The sequence below is a fragment of the Streptomyces sp. NPDC047085 genome, from assembly GCF_040643735.1.
In the GTDB taxonomy this organism is placed as follows: Bacteria; Actinomycetota; Actinomycetes; order Streptomycetales; family Streptomycetaceae; genus Streptomyces.
On the sequence record NZ_JBEYUW010000004.1, the window covers coordinates 421,584 to 439,512 of the forward strand.

The following is a 17,929-nucleotide window of genomic DNA, read 5'->3' on the forward strand; positions in this document are numbered from 1 at the left end:
GAGGAGTTGGTCTCGCATGGCCGCCCAACCGACCCCCCACGAGCTGATCGCGAAGCACCGGCCCACGCTCGACCAGGCCCTGGAAGCGATCCGCACGCGCGCGTACTGGTCCCCCCACCCCGAGCATCCCAAGGCGTACGGCGAGCACGGCAGCCTGGACGCGGCGGCCGGCAAGGCCGCCTTCGACGCAGTCCTGGGCACCCGTCTCGACCTCGGCCAGCCCGGCACCGACGACTGGGTGGGCGGCGAGGTCTCGCCGTACGGCATCGAGCTGGGCGTGACCTACCCGCACGCGGACGTCGACGTGCTGCTGCCCGCGATGAAGGCCGGCCTGCGCGCCTGGCGCGACGCGGGCCCGGAGCTGCGCGCGGCGGTCTGCGTGGAGATCCTCAAGCGGATCAGCGACCGGACGCACGAGTTCGCGCATGCGGTCATGCACACCAGCGGACAGGCCTTCATGATGGCGTTCCAGGCGGGCGGCCCGCACGCCCAGGACCGCGGCCTGGAGGCGGTGGCGTACGCGTACGCGGAGCAGGTGCGCACGCCGGAGTCGGCGGAGTGGACCAAGCCGCAGGGCAAGCGCGACCCGCTGGCGCTGACCAAGCAGTTCACCCCGGTCCCGCGCGGCATCGGCCTGGTCATCGGCTGCAACACCTTCCCGACCTGGAACGGCTACCCGGGCCTGTTCGCCTCCCTGGCGACCGGCAACGCCGTCCTGGTCAAGCCGCACCCGCGCGCGGTGCTGCCGCTCGCGCTGACCGTGCAGGTCGCCCGGGACGTGCTCACCGAGGCGGGCTTCGACCCGAACCTGGTCGCGCTGGCCGTCGAGCGGCCCGGCGAGGGCATCGCCAAGACGCTCGCCACCCGCCCCGAGATCCGGATCATCGACTACACCGGCTCCACGTCCTTCGGCGACTGGCTGGAGGCCAACGCCCGCCAGGCGCAGGTGTACACGGAGAAGGCCGGCGTCAACACGGTCGTCGTGGAGTCGACCGACAACTACAAGGGCATGCTGTCCAACCTGGCGTTCTCGCTGTCCCTGTACAGCGGCCAGATGTGCACCACCCCGCAGAACCTGCTCGTCCCGCGCGAGGGCATCCGCACCGACGAGGGCCCCAAGACCTTCGACGAGGTGGCCTCCGACCTCGCCCGCGCGGTCGACGGCCTGCTCGGTGACGACGCCCGCGCGAACGCCCTGCTCGGCGCCATCGTCAACCCGGACGTGAAGGCCCGCCTGGAGGCGGCGGCCGGCCTCGGCGAGGTCGCCCTCGCCTCCCGCGAGATCAGCAACCCGGAGTTCCCCGGCGCGGTCGTACGCACCCCCGTCATCGTCAAGCTGGACGGCGCCAAGCCGGACGACGAGGCCGCGTACATGAGCGAGTGCTTCGGCCCCGTCTCCTTCGCCGTCGCCGTCGACTCGGCGGCCGACGCGGTGGAGCTGCTGCGCCGCACGGTCCGTGAGAAGGGCGCGATGACGGTCGGCGCCTACACCACGGACCCGGAGGTGACCCGGGACATCGAGGAGGTGTGCCTGGAGGAGGCCGCCCAGCTCTCGCTCAACCTGACCGGCGGGGTGTACGTGAACCAGACCGCCGCCTTCTCCGACTTCCACGGCTCGGGCGGCAACCCGGCGGCCAACGCCGCGCTGTGCGACGGCGCGTTCGTCGCCAACCGGTTCCGCGTGGTCGAGGTTCGACGGGAGGCGTAACGCCTGTTCAGGACGGTGCGCCCCCGGCGGCACTCCAGTGGTACAGCGTCATGGCGACGCTGGTGGCCAGGTTGTAGCTGGAGACCTGGGGGCGCATCGGCAGCCGTAGGAGATGGTCGGCACGCGCGCGCAGCCCGTCCGAGAGGCCGCTGCGCTCCGAGCCGAAGGCCAGCACGGCGTCGTCGGGCAGCTTGATCCCCCGGATGTCGTCGCCCTCGGGATCGAGGGCGAACAGCGGGCCGGAGGGCAGTTCGTCGACGCCGAGCCGTTCCACCGCCGTGGCGAAGTGCAGCCCCGCCCCGCCCCGCACCACCGTGGGGTGCCAGGGGTCGAGCGTGCCCGTCGTGACCACTCCGGTCGCGCCGAAGCCGGCGGCCAGCCGGATCACGGCACCGGCGTTGCCGAGGTTGCGCGGGTTGTCGAGGACCACCACCGGCGCGGTGCGCGGCGCCTGCGCCAGGACCCGTAGATTGGCCTCGCGGGACGGTCGTACGGCGAGCGCGGCCACCCCGGTCGGATGGGGGCGCGGAACCAGCGAGGCGTACGTCTGCTCGGGCACCTCCGTCAGCAGCGCGTCCAGCGTGTCCCTGACGTCGTCGGCCAGCTCCTCGGCGAGAGCGAGCGTGGCCCGCCGGTCGGTGGTGACCGCCACCGGCACCTCGGCCCCGAAGCGCAGCGCGTGCTTGAGGGCGTGGAAGCCGTCGAGCAGCACGGCGCCACCGGCGTGCTCGCGCCAGCGCATCACGGGGTCGGGGTCGGTCATGCGGTGAACCCTACGCGCCCCGGCGTGCTCCCCTCCGAAGCCTCCGAGCCCGCCGAGCCCGCCTGGCCCGCCGAGGCCTGCGAGTCCTCCGGACCGTCCAAGTCCTCCGAGTCCTTCGGGGCGCGCGGAGCCGGCAGCGTGTGGTCCCCGCCGCCAGGCCGGACCAGCCGGGCACGCGCGCGTGCGGCCCAGCCGCCGAGCAGCAGCAGGAAGGCCGTCGGAAGGAAGACCGCGTCCGCCGCGATCATCGCAAGCGAGAAGAAGGGCAGTCCGAGGACGACCGCGATCACGGCGTGCTCGGTCATCATCAGCACCAGCAGGACGTTCTTGACCCGCCGGTTGAACAGCGTGAACGGGAAGGCCACCTGCACCATGACCGTCCCGTAGGCGACGATCATCATGATCGTGCCGCTGGAGGACATCAGGTCGGCGAGGCCGGGCCAGGGCGAGAAGTAGTCCAGGTGGAGCGGGTAGTAGACGGCGGTGCCGTCCTGCCAGCGCGAGCCCTGGATCTTGTACCAGCCGGCGGTGGCGTAGATCAGGCACGCCTCCGCCATGATCACGACCAGGGCGCCGTTGTGCACCACACTGGCGATCACGTCCAGCAGGATCCGCGGCTGCGGCGACCTGGCCCAGCGCGCGACGGCCCACTCCAGAGCGAGTGCCGCCCACACCGTCCACAGCAGCGCCGGCACCAGCCAGCCGTTGTGGAACAGCCGGCCGGTCAGCGTCACGGTGACGAGCGCCAGGCCGGACACGGCCCACAGCACCGGCCCCGTCCGGTCGGCGGGAACCCGCTCCCCGCGCGCGTGTGCCGCCTCGGCCCGGGCCGCGCGCCGCGCGTCCAGGGACCACACCTGCCCGCAGCGCGTGAACACCAGATAGATGGACATCAGGTGCAGGACGTTGTCGCCGCCGTCGCCGATGAAGACACTGCGGTTCTGCATCGACAGCACCCCGACCATGAACAGCACCGAGGCGGTGCGGGTGCGCCAGCCGAGCAACAGCGCCGCACTGGCGAGGACCGCCAGCACGTAGCAGACCTCGAACCACAGCTGCCCGTGGAACCACATCAGGGCAGTGAAGGCGTGGTTGTCGTCGGTCAGCTGCCGGCCGAGTGCCCAGCTCCAGGGGCCGTCGGGACCGTACAGCTCCTGGCGGTGCGGGAACTCGCGCAGCAGGAACAGCAGCCAGGTCGCGGCGAAGCCGATGCGGATCACGGCGGTCTGGTACGGGCCCAGGGCCGCGCCGGTGACGCGGGCGATGCCGCGCGAGAGCGTCAGGGAGAACCGGCTCACCGCACACCTCCCGCGGCCTCGTCGGGGGCCACCGTCCACCAGGGCAGCACCCGGTAGGCGGGCTTGTCGGAGATCTTCTCGCGGCTCCACGCGGGCGGCTGCACATTGGTGGTCATGGAGCGGACCTGTACGCGTTCGATGACGCCCTCCCGGCTGGTCGCGTCGTACCGGTACAGGCGCATCACGACTATCCGGCGCACGTACTGCTCGGAGAGCGCGCCCCGCATGCCCACGGGCCGGTTGTCGGCGCCGTGCGTGGCGACGAGGAAGTCCCAGGCGCGGCGGACCTCGTTCTGGTCGGTGTGGCTGGGCACGAGATTGCCGTCGATCGCGGCGCCGTCCTGCGCGGACAGGTCGTTCCAGCCGGTGATGCGCAGGCCGCCGTCCTTCATCCGCACCTGGGCGCGCACCTGGACGGCGATGTTCTGCTGCAGCGGGTTCGGGGCGAACAGCTTCCAGTTCTGCTCGAACTCCGGGTACACCCAGTCCTCGACCGCCTGGCCGTGCTGCTTGGTCACGGTGTTCGCCGGCGCGACGCTCAGGAACACCATTGCCAGGTGCACACAGACGGTGACCGCGACAAGCCCGAGGGCCACGGCGGCGACGACCTGGTAGCGGGGGGAGAGGGCGGCGACGCCGGTACGGGACGCCGGGGTCGGATACGACGGCTCGGCGGCGGGCGACGACTCGTGCTCCGGGCGCTCCGGGTGCTCCGGGTGCTCCGGGTGCTCCTGATCCTCCGGCTCACGCGCCCCGGCCTGCTCCGGGATCTCCGGGCGACGCGCCCCGGTCGACCCGTCGGGCCCGGGCGGGGCCCCCGAGTCCTCGTCGTACGCGTCCATCCGCCCCGTCCCCCGCTTCCGTTCGGTCGTCCCACCGGCGCCACAGGCGCCGCGTGCTGCGCGAGCGCCACTCCTCGGCGCTCGCACGGAACGGTACTCAGCACCGGCCGCCCGGCGCAGCCCCGGGTGCGGCCCCGGACAGTGGCCCTCGCCACGCCGCGCCGGCCGTCCGAGGGTTTTCCACAGGCGGCTCGCGCAGTTATCCACAGCAGTTGACACCCGCAGCAGCCCGGCACACCATTGATGACGCACGGACCGAACGATCGGTCGGGGCCGTGCTCAAAGAGAGCCCGAGGTCAGGGGGACCGCATGGCCACAGCAGCCGCGCACCGCACGGCCCGCACACCGGCGGACGGCGCATCCGGCACCGCCGTCGACACGGCGGCCCACCAGCACGCCTTCGACACGGCCGTCGCCGCCGACGAACGCATCGAACCGCGCGACTGGATGCCGGACGCCTACCGCGCCACCCTGGTCCGGCAGATCGCCCAGCACGCCCACTCCGAGATCATCGGCATGCAGCCCGAGGCCAACTGGATCACGCGCGCGCCCAGCCTGCGCCGCAAGGCGATCCTGATGGCCAAGGTCCAGGACGAGGCCGGTCACGGCCTGTACCTGTACAGCGCCGCCGAAACCCTCGGCACCAGCCGCGCCGAGCTGCTCGACAAGCTGCACAGCGGCCGCCAGAAGTACTCCTCGATCTTCAACTACCCCACGCTGACCTGGGCCGACGTCGGCGCGATCGGCTGGCTGGTGGACGGCGCCGCGATCACCAACCAGGTCCCCCTGTGCCGCTGCTCCTACGGGCCGTACGCGCGCGCCATGGTGCGGATCTGCAAAGAGGAATCCTTCCACCAGCGCCAGGGCTACGAACTGCTCCTCACCCTCAGCAAGGGCACCCCCGAGCAGCACGCGATGGCCCAGGACGCGGTGAACCGCTGGTGGTGGCCCTCGCTGATGATGTTCGGCCCGCCCGACGACGAGTCCCAGCACTCCGCGCAGTCCATGGAGTGGAAGATCAAGCGCCACTCCAACGACGAGCTGCGCCAGCGCTTCGTCGACATCTGCGTCCCCCAGGCCGAATCCCTCGGCCTCACCCTCCCCGACCCGGACCTGCGGTGGAACGAGGAGCGGGGGCACCACGACTTCGGGACGATCGACTGGACCGAGTTCTGGGACGTCCTCAAGGGCAACGGCCCCTGCAACGAACAGCGCATCACCCAGCGCAGGCGCGCCCACGACGAGGGCGCGTGGGTACGGGAGGCGGCCTCGGCCTACGCGGCCAAGCACACCGGGACCACCGGTGGGACAGGAGAGACGCGAGCATGACGAACACCGACTGGCCCCTGTGGGAGGTCTTCGTGCGCTCCCGCCGCGGCCTCTCCCACACCCACGCCGGCAGCCTGCACGCCCCGGACGCGGAACTCGCCCTGCGCAACGCCCGCGACCTGTACACCCGGCGCAATGAGGGCGTCTCGATCTGGGTCGTCCCGGCCGCCGCGATCACCGCGTCCTCCCCCGACGAGAAGGACCCGTTCTTCGAGCCCGCCGCCGACAAGCCCTACCGGCACCCGACCTTCTACGAGATCCCGGAAGGGGTGAAGCACCTGTGACCGCCACCGTCCCCGCGACCGCCGCACTCGCCCTCGGCGACGACGCCCTGGTGCTCTCCCACCGTCTGGGGGAGTGGGCCGGGCACGCGCCCGTCCTGGAGGAAGAAGTCGCCCTCGCCAACATCGCCCTCGACCTGCTCGGCCAGGCCCGCGTGCTGCTGTCCATGGTCGGCGACGAGGACGAACTGGCCTTCCTGCGCGAGGAGCGCGCCTTCCGCAACCTCCAGCTGGTCGAGCAGCCGAACGGCGACTTCGCCCACACCATCGCCCGCCAGCTGTACTTCTCCACCTACCAGCACCTGCTCTACGCCGAACTCGCCGCGGGCAGCGGCCCCTTCGCACCGCTGGCCGCCAAGGCCGTCAAGGAGGTCGCCTACCACCGCGACCACGCCGAGCAGTGGACCCTGCGGCTCGGCGACGGCACCGACGTCAGCCAGACGCGGATGCAGCGGGCGTGCGAGGCGCTGTGGCGGTTCACCGGGGAGATGTTCCAGCCGGTCGAGGGCCTGGACGCCGACTGGTCCGGCCTGGAGGCCCGCTGGCTCGAGTCCGTGACCGACGTGCTCGGCCGGGCCACCCTGACCGTGCCCGAGGGCCCGCGCACCGGCGCCTGGGCGGCGGGCGCCGGCCGGCAGGGCCTGCACACCGAGCCCTTCGGGCGGATGCTCGCCGAGATGCAGCACCTGCACCGCAGCCACCCGGGGGCGTCATGGTGACCGCCACCGCCCTGGAGGCGGAGCTGCTGGAGCTGGCCGGATCGGTGCCCGACCCCGAACTGCCCGTGCTCACGCTCCAGGAGCTGGGCGTCGTACGCGCCGTGCACGTCAGCGGCGCCGACGCGGTCGAGGTCGACCTGACCCCGACCTACACCGGCTGCCCCGCCATCGAGGCGATGAGCCTGGACATAGAGCAGGTGCTGCGCGCCCACGGCATGCGCGAGGTCACCGTGCGCACGGTGCTCGCCCCCGCCTGGTCGACCGACGACATCACCGCCGAGGGCCGCCGCAAACTCCAGGAGTTCGGGATCGCTCCCCCGCGCGTGCGGCACGACTCCGGACCGGTCCCGCTCTCCCTGGGCCCGACCCGCACCCTCGCGGCCCCCGCCGAGGAGACCGACCCGGTCCGCTGCCCGCACTGCGGCTCCGCCGACACCGAACTGCTCAGCAGGTTCTCCTCCACCGCCTGCAAGGCACTGCGCCGCTGCCTGGCCTGCCGTGAACCCTTCGACCACTTCAAGGAGTTGTGATGGCACGCTTCCACCGGCTCCAGGTGGCCGCGGTCGACCGGCTCACCGACGACTCCGTCGCCCTCACCCTCACCGTCCCGCCCGAGCTGCGCGAGGAGTACCGGCACGCACCCGGCCAGCACCTCGCCCTGCGGCGGACCGCGGACGGCGTCGAGCTACGCCGCACGTACTCGATCTGCTCCCCGGCTCCCGACCCGGCCGGCGAGGGCCCGAGCACGCTGCGCGTGGGCGTGCGGCTGGTCGACGGCGGCGCCTTCTCCACGTACGCGCTGAAAGAGGTCAACGTCGGGGACGAGCTGGAGGTGATGACCCCGGCCGGCCGCTTCACCCTGGAACCGGCCCCGGGCTGGTACGCGGCCGTCGTCGGCGGCAGCGGCATCACCCCGGTGCTGTCCATCGCCGCCACGCTGCTGGCGACCGAGCCGGAGGCCCGGTTCTGCCTGATACGCAGCGACCGCACGGCCGCCTCGACGATGTTCCTGGAGGAGGTCGCCGACCTGAAGGACCGCTACCCCGAGCGGCTGCAGCTGGTCACGGTGCTCTCCCGTGAGGAGCAGCAGGCGGGCCTGCCGTCCGGACGGCTGGATCGCGAGCGGCTCACCGGGCTGCTGCCCGCGCTGCTGCCGGTGGACCAGGTGGCCGGATGGTTCCTGTGCGGCCCGTTCGGGCTGGTGCAGGGCGCCGAGAAGGCGCTGCGCGACCTGGGCGTGGACCGGGCCCGCATCCACCAGGAGATCTTCCACGTGGACGAGGGCACGGCCCCGGCGGACCGTAGGCCTGTGCCCGCGCACAGCACCGTCACCGCCCGGCTCGACGGACGCGGCGGCACCTGGCCGGTCCAGGACGGCGAGTCCCTGCTGGAGACGGTCCTGCGCAACCGGCCCGACGCGCCCTACGCGTGCAAGGGCGGCGTCTGCGGCACCTGCCGGGCCTTCCTGGTCTCCGGTGAGGTCCGCATGGACCGCAACTTCGCCCTGGAGGCGGAGGAGACGGAGGCCGGCTACGTGCTGGCGTGCCAGTCGCATCCGGTGACGGAGAAGGTCGAGCTGGACTTCGACCGCTGAGGCACGCCTCGGCGAGGGGGGTGGGGAGGGGGAGGCCCCCAGAGCCGGTTTCGAAATGGCCCGCCCTACTCCCTCCTTCCCCCGGTGCCCTCCCCCCGCGTTCCCTCCTCCCTCCGATCCCTCCTCCCCGTTCCCTTCTTCTAGAACCTGTTCTATCTTGACGGCCCGTCAGACGAATCGTCGGACGACCGATCCGCCAGGAGGACAGGCCGTGGACTTCACCTTCAGCGAAGAGCAGTTGGCGGCGGCCGAAGCGGCGCGGGGGGTGTTCGCCGGGGTGGTGCCGGACGCGGTGCCCAGCCCCGCGCTCACCACCGGGGCCGTGGCCGAGGGCTTCGACCGCGAGCTGTGGTCCCGGCTCGCCGACGCCGACCTGCTCAGCCTGCTGCTCGACGACGGGTACGGCGGGGCGGGCCTGGACGCCATCGCGCTGTGTCTCGTGCTGCGCGAGTCCGCCCACGTGCTCGCCCGGGTGCCGCTGCTGGAACACAGCGCGGCCGTGGCGGCCGTACAGGCCTACGGCACCCAGGAGTTGGGGCAACGACTGCTGGCCCGGGCGGGGCGCGGCGAGCTGGTACTCACCGTCGCCGCGCACGGCCGTACCGGACACGATCCGGCCGAACTCGCCGTCACCGCGCGGCGGGACGGTGACGCGTGGGTGCTGGACGGGGTGCAGACGGCGGTGCCATGGGCGTACGACGCGGACCTCGTCCTCGTACCGGCACACGTCGAGGGCGCGACCGCCGACCGGAGCGTGCTGGCACTGGTGCCGCTCGAGTCGGACGGGGTGGTCCTGGCCGAGCAGATCTCCACCAGCGGGGAGCGGCTGGCCGAGCTGCGCCTGAGGTCGGCGCGGATCGGGGCGGGCGACGTCATCGAGGCCGACGGCGCCGGGGAGTGGCTGCACGCGCTGCTGGCCACCGGCACCTGTGCGCTGGCCCTCGGACTCGGCGAGCGGGTGCTGCGGATGACCAGCGAGTACACGAGCAAGCGGGAGCAGTTCGGGCACCCGATCGCGACGTTCCAGGCGGTCGCCGTGCAGGCCGCCGACCGGTACATCGATCTGCGGGCCATGGAGGCCACACTGTGGCAGGCCGCCTGGCGGATCGCCTCGGGTGCGCCGGGACCGTTGCCGGCCGCCGGGGACGTGGCCGTCGCGAAGATCTGGGCGGCGGAGGGGGTGCGCCGGGTCGTGCAGACGGCACAGCATCTGCACGGCGGGTTCGGCGCGGACACCGAGTACGTCCTGCACCGGTACCACGCCTGGGCCAAGCAGGTGGAGCTGTCGCTAGGCCCGGCGGCGGCGTACGAGGAGACTCTCGGCGACCTGCTGGCGACCCACCCGCTCAGCTGACGCCGTCGGTTTCAGGGCCGACGGACGCCTCAGGGCTGAATGCGGCATCAGGGACGCCTCAGGGCTGGAGAACGCCTCAGGGCTAGAGGACGAAGCCGGGCTGTCCGTCGTCCGTGATGACCGGTCGGCCCGCGGACTGCCAGACCTGCATGCCGCCGTCGACGTTCACGGCGTCGATGCCCTGCTGGACCAGGTACATCGTGACCTGGGCCGACCGGCCGCCGGAACGGCAGATGACGTGCACGCGGCCGTCCTGCGGGGCGGCCTCGGTCAGCTCGCCGTACCGGGCCACGAACTCGCTGATGGGGATGTGCAGCGCTCCCTCGGCGTGGCCTGCCTGCCACTCGTCGTCCTCGCGGACGTCCAGCAGGAAGTCGTCGTCCTTGAGGTCCGTGACCTCGACCGTGGGCACACCAGCTCCGAAACTCATGCCTCCGACGCTACCCGAAGCGGACCGTGGCTCATCCCTGCCCGAGCAGTCCCGCCAGCTCCGTCTCCCGCTGCTCGATGTCGGTGCGGAGCCGGACGGCGATCTCGTCCAGGAGGGCGTCGGGGTCGTCGGGGGCGAGGCGCAGCATGCCGGCGATGGCGCCGTTCTCCAGTTCCTGGGCGACCAGGGTGAGCAGTTCCTTGCGCTGGGAGAGCCATTCGAGGCGGGCGTACAGCTCCTCGCTGTGGCTGGGCCGGCGCTCGGGCGGTACCGGGCCGGCCGCCCACTCCTCGGCCAGCTCCATGAGCAGGGCCGTGTCGCCGCGGGCGTAGGCGGCGTTGACGCGGGAGATGAACTCCTCGCGGCGCTGCCGTTCCTCTTCCTCCTGGGCGAGGTCGGGGTGGGCCTTGCGGGCCAGCTCGCGGTAGAGCTTGCGGGCCTCCTCGCTGGGGCGGACCCGCTCGGGGGGCCGTACGGCCTGGTCGGTGAGCATCGCTGCGGCTTCCGGGAACAGGCCGTGACCGTCCATCCAGCCGTGCAGGAGTTCCTCGACGCCGGGGATGGGCTGGACGTTGGCGCGGGCCTCCTGGGCCCGGCGGATGTCCTCGGGGTCGCCGGTGCGGGCGGCCCTCGCCTCGGCGATCTGCGCGTCCAGCTCCTCGATACGGCCGTAGAGCGGGCCGAGCTTCTGCTCGTGCAGCCGGGAGAAGTTCTCGACCTCGACGCGGAAGGTCTCCACGGCGATCTCGTACTCGATCAACGCCTGCTCAGCGGCGCGTACGGCCTTTTCCAGCCGTTCCTCGGGCCGCGGGCCCTGGGACTGCTCAGCTTCCGGGGTCGTCACCCGACCAGCGTAGGCCACGGCCGGAAAGGTGCGGTCGCGGCGGCGGGCTCAGCCGGCCGGTGCGGCGGCCCGCACCCAGTGGGTCACGCTCAGTGGACCGCGTTCATCGAGCCGCGTGGAGCAGGCCGACTCAGTGGGCCGTGCTGGGCGAAGGCCCGGCTCAGCGGATCGGCTAAGCGTCCTGCTCGGCGTCCGGGCAGTTCGCCGGTACCCACTCGGCGACCAGGTCCCGGCAGGCGACCACCAGGGTGCCGGGCCGGCAGGCCAGCTCGTGGGTGCAGCCGCCGGGGTGCGGGAGGATCTCGTCGAGGATCACATCGCCGAGGGAGGCGGGGTCGCAGACGTCCAGCACGTCCGACTGGAAGCGGGAGACGCCGGTGTAGCGGACGACCAGGTCCTCGTCGTGCTTGAAGCAGTTGTGCCGGAAGCGGATCTCGATGGTCTCCTCTCCGGTACGGCGCACCTCGGCGGGCTGGAGGTCCTTCACGCAGCGCTTGCCGCCGAAGGCGTAGTGCGCCGGGTCGGTGGCGAAGGCCCGGGCGCCCGGCGGCAGCTCGGGCGCGAGCGAGGGCAGCAGGGCGAGGTAGGGCCGGGGATCGAGGAACCCCGCCTCCTCGCCCTCGCCACCGCCCACCTCGACGTACTTCACCGGACCACCCTGCCCCTTACGACGCGCCCAGCCGCGCCCCTCACACCCCTGTCTCCGCCTTGATCCGACCGGCCCGTACGGCGGCCACCAGTTGTGCGTGGTCGGCTTCGGTGCGGTCGGCGTAGGTGACGGCGAAGGCGGCGATCGCTTCGTCCAGCTCCTCGTTCTTGCCGCAGTAGCCGGCGATCAGGCGGGGGTCGGCGCTGTGGGCGTGGGCGCGGGCGAGCAGGGCGCCGGTCATGCGGCCGTAGTCGTCGATCTGGTCGGCGGGGAGGGCGGCCGGGTCGACGCTGCCCTTGCGGTTGCGGAACTGGCGCACCTGGAAGGGGCGCCCGTCGACCGTCGTCCAGCCCAGCAGGATGTCGCTGACGACCTGCATGCGCTTCTGGCCGAGCACCACGCGACGCCCCTCGTGCTCGACCGGCGTCGCCTCGAATCCGGCGGTGGCCAGGTGCGGGACCAGTGCGGAGGGGCGGGCCTCCTTCACCTGGAGGACGAGGGGCTGACCACGGTGGTCGAGGAGCAGCACGACGTACGACCGGGTGCCGACGCTGCCCGTGCCGACCACCCGGAAGGCCACGTCGTGGACGGCGTGCCGGGCCAGCAGCGGGAGCCGGTCCTCGGGGAGCGTGGTCAGGTACGACTCCAGGGAGGCGGCCACGGCGGCGGCCTCCGCGTCCGGGATGCGGCGCAGTACCGGGGGTGCCGCCACGAAGCGGCGTCCGCCGTCCACCGCCTCCTCCGTCGACTTGGCCGCGAAGCGGCCGCTGGTGTTGGCCCGTGCCTTCTCCGAGACGCGCTCCAGTGTGCCGAGCAGGTCGTGGGCGTCGGTGTGGGAGACGAGTTCCTCGTCCGCGATGGCGTTCCAGGCGTCCAGGACGGGCAGCCTGGCCAGCAGCCGCATGGTGCGCCGGTAGGCGCCGACCGTGTCCTGGGCCGCGGCGCGGCAGGTGTCCTCGTCGGCACCGGCCTCCCGCCCGGCCAGGACCAGCGACGTCGCGAGCCGCTTCAGGTCCCATTCCCAGGGACCGTGCACCGTCTCGTCGAAGTCGTTGAGGTCGATGACCAGGCCGCCGCGGGCGTCGCCGTAGAGGCCGAAGTTGGCGGCGTGTGCGTCACCGCATATCTGGGCGCCGATCCTGGTCATGGGGGTACGCGCCAGGTCGTACGCCATGAGCCCGGCCGAGCCGCGCAGGAAGGCGAACGGCGTGGCCGCCATCCTGCCCACCCGTATCGGCGTCAGCTCGGGGATGCGCCCGGCGTTGGACTCCTCGACCGCGCTCACCGCGTCCGGGCGGGCGTCGTCCAGGTCGAGGGTGCGGTGGGCGGCGCGCGGCACACTCGCCCGGAGGGCCTTGCCCTCGTCCTTGGGCGAGCCCTGCGTCGGCCACTGGGCGAAGCCGCTGATCCGGGGCACCCGGCGCGCTGCCGCCCGCCCCGGCGTCTCCGCCATGCCCGCACCCACGCCCACACCCACACCGGCACCGGTCACCGCGACCGCCTCCCCCGAACACCCGCGCGCACGCAATCCAGCTCGAACATCAATCCGTGCAGACCGTACAACCACCGGCCGGAACGCGTCAGACCCTGTGGACAACCCGGCGATTGTGGGCAACACCGTGACACCCTCCACGGCATCACCCGTCACAGCCGACTGCCCCGCGTACGTGCGCGAAATAAGAATGCGGCTGAATTTCGGCGGCCTGAATTTCTCTGATTCATCTCGCAGGTTCAGCCGAAATACCTTTCCCCCTCTTATCCCTCTGATCCCTCTTCACCATGCGACTCCAAAATTGAGGAATTCTTGGGTGAAGCAGCTTCTCCTGGAGCGTTCCGAAAACGCGCTGCTCCGGCCGGACTCCGCCGACCCGGCCTCGCGGGACGTCCTGGTGATCACCTACCGTCACAAGCCCTGACAGCAACAGGAAGCGGGGAGCGGGGCAATGGGGCAGATCATCGCCGTGGCGGTCATCACCGTCCTGGCCGTCATCAGTCCGGGTGCGGACTTCGCGATGACCGTCCGCAACAGCTATCTGTACGGACGCACCGCCGGCGTCCTCGCGGCGGTCGGCATCTCGCTCGGCGTCCTTGTCCACGTCACCTACACCATGCTCGGTGTGGGCCTGCTGGTGTCGCGCACCCCGGCGCTGTTCACGGCGATGAAGCTGATCGGCGCCGCCTACCTGGTGTTCATCGGGTACAAGACGTTCGTCACGAAGGCCCAGGTGGACATCGACCTCTCCGACGGCAACGGGCTGTCGCGGGCCGGGGCGCTGCGCACCGGGTTCCTGACGAACGCGCTCAACCCGAAGACCATGCTCTTCGTGCTCAGCACCTACACCCAGGTGGTGGTGAGCGCCGACACCCCGGTCGCCCAGCAGATGGGGTACGGCCTGTTCATGTCCTTCGCGCACCTGGTCTGGTTCTCGCTGGCCGCGGTCCTCTTCTCCCACCACGGCCTGCGCACCCGGCTGCTGCGCCGCCAGACGGTGCTGAACAAGGTGATCGGCACCGTCCTGGTCGGCCTGGGCATGGCCCTCGCACTCACCCCGTCCGCCTAGTGAGGACGGCTCAGCCCAGAGCCACCGCCTCCACCCGGGGCTCGGCGACGGCCCGGTAGTCCGCCGTGGACAGCGCGAGCGACCGGTCGAGCCGGGCCGCGTTGAAGTAGAACTCGGGGTGCTCCAACAGACCGGGGTCGACGATGAGTTCCAGCCGTTCGTCGAAGGAGAAGGGCAGGATCGTGCCGCTCGGCGAGCCGGCGAGTTCCTCGGCGATGTCGGCGGAGGCGAAGGAGGCGTACGTACCGCCGTACAGCGCCTTCACCGCGGCGATGTCGATCCGTTTGTCGCCCGGTACGACGACCAGCGCGTAGCGCTTCTCCTTCTTGCCGATCTTCACCATCACGATGATGCACTTGGCGGCTTGGGCGAGTTCGTGGCCGCGGAGCAGGCTGACCGCCTCGGTGCCGCCCTCCGGAGCGTGCTCGATCACCCGGTAGGCGGCCGTGTGCTCGTCGAGCAGGGTGAGCAGCTTGCCGTAGGTGTCATAGGTGTCGTCCGCTGCCATCGATCCTCCTGATCCACATTTCAACTGGGAATACAGCACCTAGAGTTGACCCTACGTCCGAACGAGGCCACCCACCTGCTCCATCGCCGCCGCAGCACACCGGATGACGCTCCGGAACGACGCGCCCGGATACGAAAGGCAGATTCCAGATGCGATGGACCGTGCACGGTGAACACACCCTGTACGACACCCCGTGGGTACGGGTGCGCGCGCTGGACGTCGTACAGCCCGACGGCACCCGGACCGACTACCACGTGGTCCGGCTGCGCGACCTCGCCGTGACCGCGGCCGTGGACGAGCGTCAGCGCGTCCTGATGATGTGGCGTCACCGCTTCGTCACGGACACCTGGGCCTGGGAACTGCCCATGGGCCTGGTCGAGGACGGGGAGACGCCGGCGACGGCCGCCGCCCGGGAACTGGAGGAGGAGACGGGCTGGCGCCCGCGCGAGCTGCGAGAGCTGATCTACGCTCAGCCCGCGGCCGGGATCACCGACTCCCAGCACTTCGTGTTCCGCGCGGACGGGGCACAGCGCGTCGGCGAGCCCACGGAACGCAACGAGTCGGACCGACTGGAGTGGATCCCCCTGAGCGAGCTGCGCGGCATGATCGAGCGGCGGGAGATCGTCAGCAGCGCGACGCTTGTCGGGATCATGGCACTGCTTCTCGACGAGACGGTTCGCTGACCGCCCCCACCTGAGAGCTTCCTCACATGGTGCCGCACCCCAGCCGACCGTCCGTTCGAAGAGAGCGGCCGCCCGGCCCGAGAGAAGCGTCACATCCGGCGACAACGAGCAAGGGCGGCATCGCCTTAGCGATGCCGCCCTTTGTTGTGCGCGAGGGGGGAGTTGAACCCCCACGCCCTTGCGGGCACTGGAACCTGAATCCAGCGCGTCTGCCTATTCCGCCACCCGCGCATTGGGTGTGTCTTCCGGTGCTTCCCTTGCGGGCCGGCCCCTTCCGACATCGAGAACATTAGCACGCCGTACGGGGTGGGTTCACATCCCTTTCCCTCCACCCCGCCTCCGGACAGGGAGAACCCCCAGGCCACCGCCCCGTCCTGGCCCGTCCCGGCCCTCCACCGCCCTCCGCCCACCTGCCGGCGGCCCGCCTGCCCACCGGCTCACCGGCCCGCGCCCCCGCGGCCTCTCGCCCCAACCCTGCGACCTCCGTCCCCGCCCCCATCTCCCCGGCCCCAAGCGCCCCACCGGCCGCACCCGCCCCATCCGCCCCCTCCACGTCTCCGTGAGTGCTTGTTCACGTATCAACCTCGTACCGGTCCCGGGCATCTCCCCAGGAGGCGGACCGGGTGTACCGCCGGGTGCGGGACACTGGACTTCGGCCCCCTCTACGATCCTTGCCCGGAGAGTTCGGCCCGGAGAGTTCGAAGGGGAGCCGCCGGGGAACCGGCTGATTGCGCGACGCGTAGATACGATCAGTAGGCAGTACCGGGCAAGGCGGCGGTAGAGAGCACGCAGGACACGGCAGTACACACAGCAGTGCACAGCACGACCGAGCACGACGACGGCAAGAACGGCAGCGACGGAGGAGGTGCCCCGTGGGAGTCCTGAAGAAGTTCGAGCAACGTCTCGAAGGTCTGGTCAACGGCACCTTCGCCAAGGTCTTCAAGTCCGAGGTCCAGCCCGTGGAGATCGCCGGCGCGCTCCAGCGCGAGTGCGACAACAACGCGACCATCTGGAACCGCGATCGGACCGTCGTACCCAACGACTTCATCGTGGAGCTGAGCGCCCCGGACTTCGAGCGGCTCAGCCCCTACTCCGGGCAGCTCGGCGACGAGCTGGCCGGCATGGTGCGCGACTACGCCAAGCAGCAGCGCTACACCTTCATGGGCCCGATCAAGGTCAACCTGGAGAAGGCGAACGACCTCGACACCGGCCTGTACCGGGTGCGCAGCCGTACGCTCGCCTCCTCCAGCAGCCAGCAGGCCCCCGCCGCCCCGGCGGCCCCCGGCCGGCCCGCGCAGGGCGCCCCGGGCGGCGGCTACGGCTACCCGCCCGCAGGCGCGCCCCCCATGCCGTCCACGCCGCCGCCCGGCGCCCGCCCCGGCGGCTACGGCTACCCCCAGTCCTCCCCGCAGCGGCCCGCGGCCGCCCCGGCGGGCGGCGGACGCACCCGCTACTGGATCGAGATCAACGGCGCCCGCCACCAGATCTCCCGTCCGACGCTGGTGCTGGGCCGCAGCACCGACGCCGACGTGCGGATCGACGACCCCGGCGTCTCGCGCCGGCACTGCGAGATCCGGACCGGAACGCCCTCGACGATCCAGGATCTCGGCTCCACCAACGGCATCGTGGTGGACGGGCAGCACACCACCCGCGCTACGCTCCGCGACGGCTCGCGGATCGTCGTGGGCAGCACCACCGTTATCTATAGGCAAGCCGAAGGGTGAAGCGGGGGCAATGTCAGAGCTGACCCTCACGGTCATGCGGCTGGGTTTCCTGGCCGTACTGTGGCTGTTCGTGATCGTGGCCGTGCAGGTCATCCGCAGCGACCTGTTCGGTACGCGGGTCACCCAGCGCGGGTCGCAGCGAGGCGCGCGCCGGGAGGCCGCACGTCCGCAGCAGGCGGCCCGGCAGCAGGCCGCGCCCCCGCAGCAGCGCGCGCAGCAGGGCGGTGGCGGCCGACGCGGCCGTAACGCCCCCACCAAGCTGGTCGTGACCGAGGGCACCCTGACCGGCACCACCGTGGCGCTGCAGGGCCAGACCATCACCCTGGGCCGGGCGCACGACTCCACGATCGTGCTGGACGACGACTACGCCTCCAGCAGGCATGCCAGGATCTACCCGGACCGCGACGGCCAGTGGATCGTCGAGGATCTCGGCTCCACCAACGGCACCTACCTGGACCGGTCCCGGCTGACGACCCCCGTACCGATCCCGCTGGGCGCACCGATCCGCATCGGCAAAACCGTCATCGAGCTGCGGAAGTAGTACGACAATGAGCGAGCGGAGCGAGCACGCAACGGCGGACCGCACCCCGGTCCCCGGCGCGCTCCCGACCGGAGGGTGGGCAGTGTGGCTCGACACGACCG

General features: G+C 71.7%; 19 protein-coding genes and 1 tRNA gene. 11 read left to right on the forward strand and 9 right to left on the reverse strand.

From position 1 onward, the window contains the following. The first annotated feature begins 16 nt into the window (after positions 1–16). Positions 17–1,708 (forward strand): phenylacetic acid degradation protein PaaN, encoded by a 1,692-nt coding sequence (paaN, locus tag ABZ865_RS17395; protein WP_361230750.1) that lies wholly within the window; start codon positions 17–19, stop codon positions 1,706–1,708. A 7-nt stretch (positions 1,709–1,715) separates the two neighbouring features. Here paaN and ABZ865_RS17400 read toward each other — a convergent pair whose 3' ends face one another. The 3 genes from ABZ865_RS17400 to ABZ865_RS17410 are packed head-to-tail and all read right to left on the reverse strand — an operon-like array spanning position 1,716 to position 4,611. Further along, positions 1,716–2,471 (reverse strand): TrmH family RNA methyltransferase, encoded by a 756-nt coding sequence (locus tag ABZ865_RS17400; protein ID WP_361230752.1) that lies wholly within the window; start codon positions 2,469–2,471, stop codon positions 1,716–1,718. Further along, positions 2,468–3,769, reverse strand: coding sequence for an HTTM domain-containing protein (locus tag ABZ865_RS17405; protein WP_361230754.1), 1,302 nt, complete (start codon positions 3,767–3,769; stop codon positions 2,468–2,470). Before ABZ865_RS17405 ends, ABZ865_RS17400 begins: the two co-directional genes overlap by 4 nt. After that, positions 3,766–4,611: a DUF5819 family protein gene (locus ABZ865_RS17410; RefSeq protein ID WP_361230756.1), complete on the reverse strand. Its 846-nt coding sequence runs from the start codon at positions 4,609–4,611 to the stop codon at positions 3,766–3,768. The genes ABZ865_RS17405 and ABZ865_RS17410 overlap by 4 nt, the downstream gene beginning before the upstream one ends. A 309-nt stretch (positions 4,612–4,920) precedes the next feature. Here ABZ865_RS17410 and paaA point away from each other — a divergent pair, with 309 nt between their 5' ends. The 6 genes from paaA to ABZ865_RS17440 all read left to right on the forward strand — a co-directional run bounded on the left by paaA (position 4,921) and on the right by ABZ865_RS17440 (position 9,888). Beyond that, positions 4,921–5,940 (forward strand): 1,2-phenylacetyl-CoA epoxidase subunit PaaA, encoded by a 1,020-nt coding sequence (gene paaA, locus ABZ865_RS17415; protein ID WP_361230758.1) that lies wholly within the window; start codon positions 4,921–4,923, stop codon positions 5,938–5,940. Then, positions 5,937–6,224: a 1,2-phenylacetyl-CoA epoxidase subunit PaaB gene (gene paaB / locus ABZ865_RS17420; RefSeq protein ID WP_361230760.1), complete on the forward strand. Its 288-nt coding sequence runs from the start codon at positions 5,937–5,939 to the stop codon at positions 6,222–6,224. Before paaA ends, paaB begins: the two co-directional genes overlap by 4 nt. Further along, positions 6,221–6,940, forward strand: coding sequence for a 1,2-phenylacetyl-CoA epoxidase subunit PaaC (gene paaC / locus ABZ865_RS17425; protein WP_361230762.1), 720 nt, complete (start codon positions 6,221–6,223; stop codon positions 6,938–6,940). Before paaB ends, paaC begins: the two co-directional genes overlap by 4 nt. After that, positions 6,934–7,470: a 1,2-phenylacetyl-CoA epoxidase subunit PaaD gene (gene paaD, locus ABZ865_RS17430; protein ID WP_361230764.1), complete on the forward strand. Its 537-nt coding sequence runs from the start codon at positions 6,934–6,936 to the stop codon at positions 7,468–7,470. The genes paaC and paaD overlap by 7 nt, the downstream gene beginning before the upstream one ends. Beyond that, positions 7,470–8,534 (forward strand): 2Fe-2S iron-sulfur cluster-binding protein, encoded by a 1,065-nt coding sequence (locus ABZ865_RS17435; protein ID WP_361230766.1) that lies wholly within the window; start codon positions 7,470–7,472, stop codon positions 8,532–8,534. Before paaD ends, ABZ865_RS17435 begins: the two co-directional genes overlap by 1 nt. A gap of 211 nt (positions 8,535–8,745) precedes the next feature. Beyond that, entirely contained in the window at positions 8,746–9,888 is a 1,143-nt protein-coding gene (locus ABZ865_RS17440; protein ID WP_361230768.1) for an acyl-CoA dehydrogenase family protein, read from the forward strand. Positions 9,889–9,970: 82 nt separating this feature from the next. Here ABZ865_RS17440 and ABZ865_RS17445 read toward each other — a convergent pair whose 3' ends face one another. The 4 genes from ABZ865_RS17445 to ABZ865_RS17460 all read right to left on the reverse strand — a co-directional run bounded on the left by ABZ865_RS17445 (position 9,971) and on the right by ABZ865_RS17460 (position 13,264). Next, positions 9,971–10,300, reverse strand: coding sequence for a rhodanese-like domain-containing protein (locus ABZ865_RS17445; RefSeq protein ID WP_100827234.1), 330 nt, complete (start codon positions 10,298–10,300; stop codon positions 9,971–9,973). Between the two features lie 49 nt (positions 10,301–10,349). Then, entirely contained in the window at positions 10,350–11,162 is an 813-nt protein-coding gene (locus tag ABZ865_RS17450) for a hypothetical protein (RefSeq protein ID WP_361230770.1), read from the reverse strand. A 172-nt stretch (positions 11,163–11,334) separates the two neighbouring features. Next, positions 11,335–11,811, reverse strand: a complete 477-nt coding sequence (locus ABZ865_RS17455; protein WP_361230772.1) for a hypothetical protein — start codon at positions 11,809–11,811, stop codon at positions 11,335–11,337. 40 nt (positions 11,812–11,851) lie between these two features. Next, positions 11,852–13,264: a DUF2252 domain-containing protein gene (locus tag ABZ865_RS17460; RefSeq protein WP_361231207.1), complete on the reverse strand. Its 1,413-nt coding sequence runs from the start codon at positions 13,262–13,264 to the stop codon at positions 11,852–11,854. Between the two features lie 490 nt (positions 13,265–13,754). On the opposite strand from ABZ865_RS17460, the gene ABZ865_RS17465 reads away from it, so the two are divergent. Beyond that, positions 13,755–14,372 (forward strand): LysE family transporter, encoded by a 618-nt coding sequence (locus tag ABZ865_RS17465; RefSeq protein WP_361230774.1) that lies wholly within the window; start codon positions 13,755–13,757, stop codon positions 14,370–14,372. Between the two features lie 10 nt (positions 14,373–14,382). Here the strand turns inward: ABZ865_RS17465 and ABZ865_RS17470 are convergent, their stop codons facing one another. Further along, entirely contained in the window at positions 14,383–14,880 is a 498-nt protein-coding gene (locus ABZ865_RS17470; RefSeq protein ID WP_361230776.1) for a YbaK/EbsC family protein, read from the reverse strand. A 149-nt stretch (positions 14,881–15,029) separates the two neighbouring features. Between ABZ865_RS17470 and ABZ865_RS17475 the strand changes: the two genes are divergently transcribed. Beyond that, the gene (locus tag ABZ865_RS17475) at positions 15,030–15,563 is read left to right on the forward strand and encodes an NUDIX hydrolase (RefSeq protein WP_361230778.1); all 534 of its coding nucleotides are present in this window, start codon (positions 15,030–15,032) and stop codon (positions 15,561–15,563) included. A gap of 147 nt (positions 15,564–15,710) precedes the next feature. Here ABZ865_RS17475 and ABZ865_RS17480 read toward each other — a convergent pair. Further along, positions 15,711–15,794: transfer RNA gene (locus tag ABZ865_RS17480), tRNA-Leu, on the reverse strand. Positions 15,795–16,435: 641 nt separating this feature from the next. Between ABZ865_RS17480 and ABZ865_RS17485 the strand changes: the two genes are divergently transcribed. Together ABZ865_RS17485 and ABZ865_RS17490 are read left to right on the forward strand one after the other, a co-directional pair. After that, on the forward strand, positions 16,436–17,287 hold the full coding sequence (locus ABZ865_RS17485) for a DUF3662 and FHA domain-containing protein (protein ID WP_361230780.1): 852 nt from the start codon (positions 16,436–16,438) through the stop codon (positions 17,285–17,287). 10 nt (positions 17,288–17,297) lie between these two features. Next, positions 17,298–17,828, forward strand: coding sequence for an FHA domain-containing protein (locus ABZ865_RS17490; protein ID WP_361230782.1), 531 nt, complete (start codon positions 17,298–17,300; stop codon positions 17,826–17,828). The last annotated feature ends 101 nt before the right edge of the window (positions 17,829–17,929 follow it).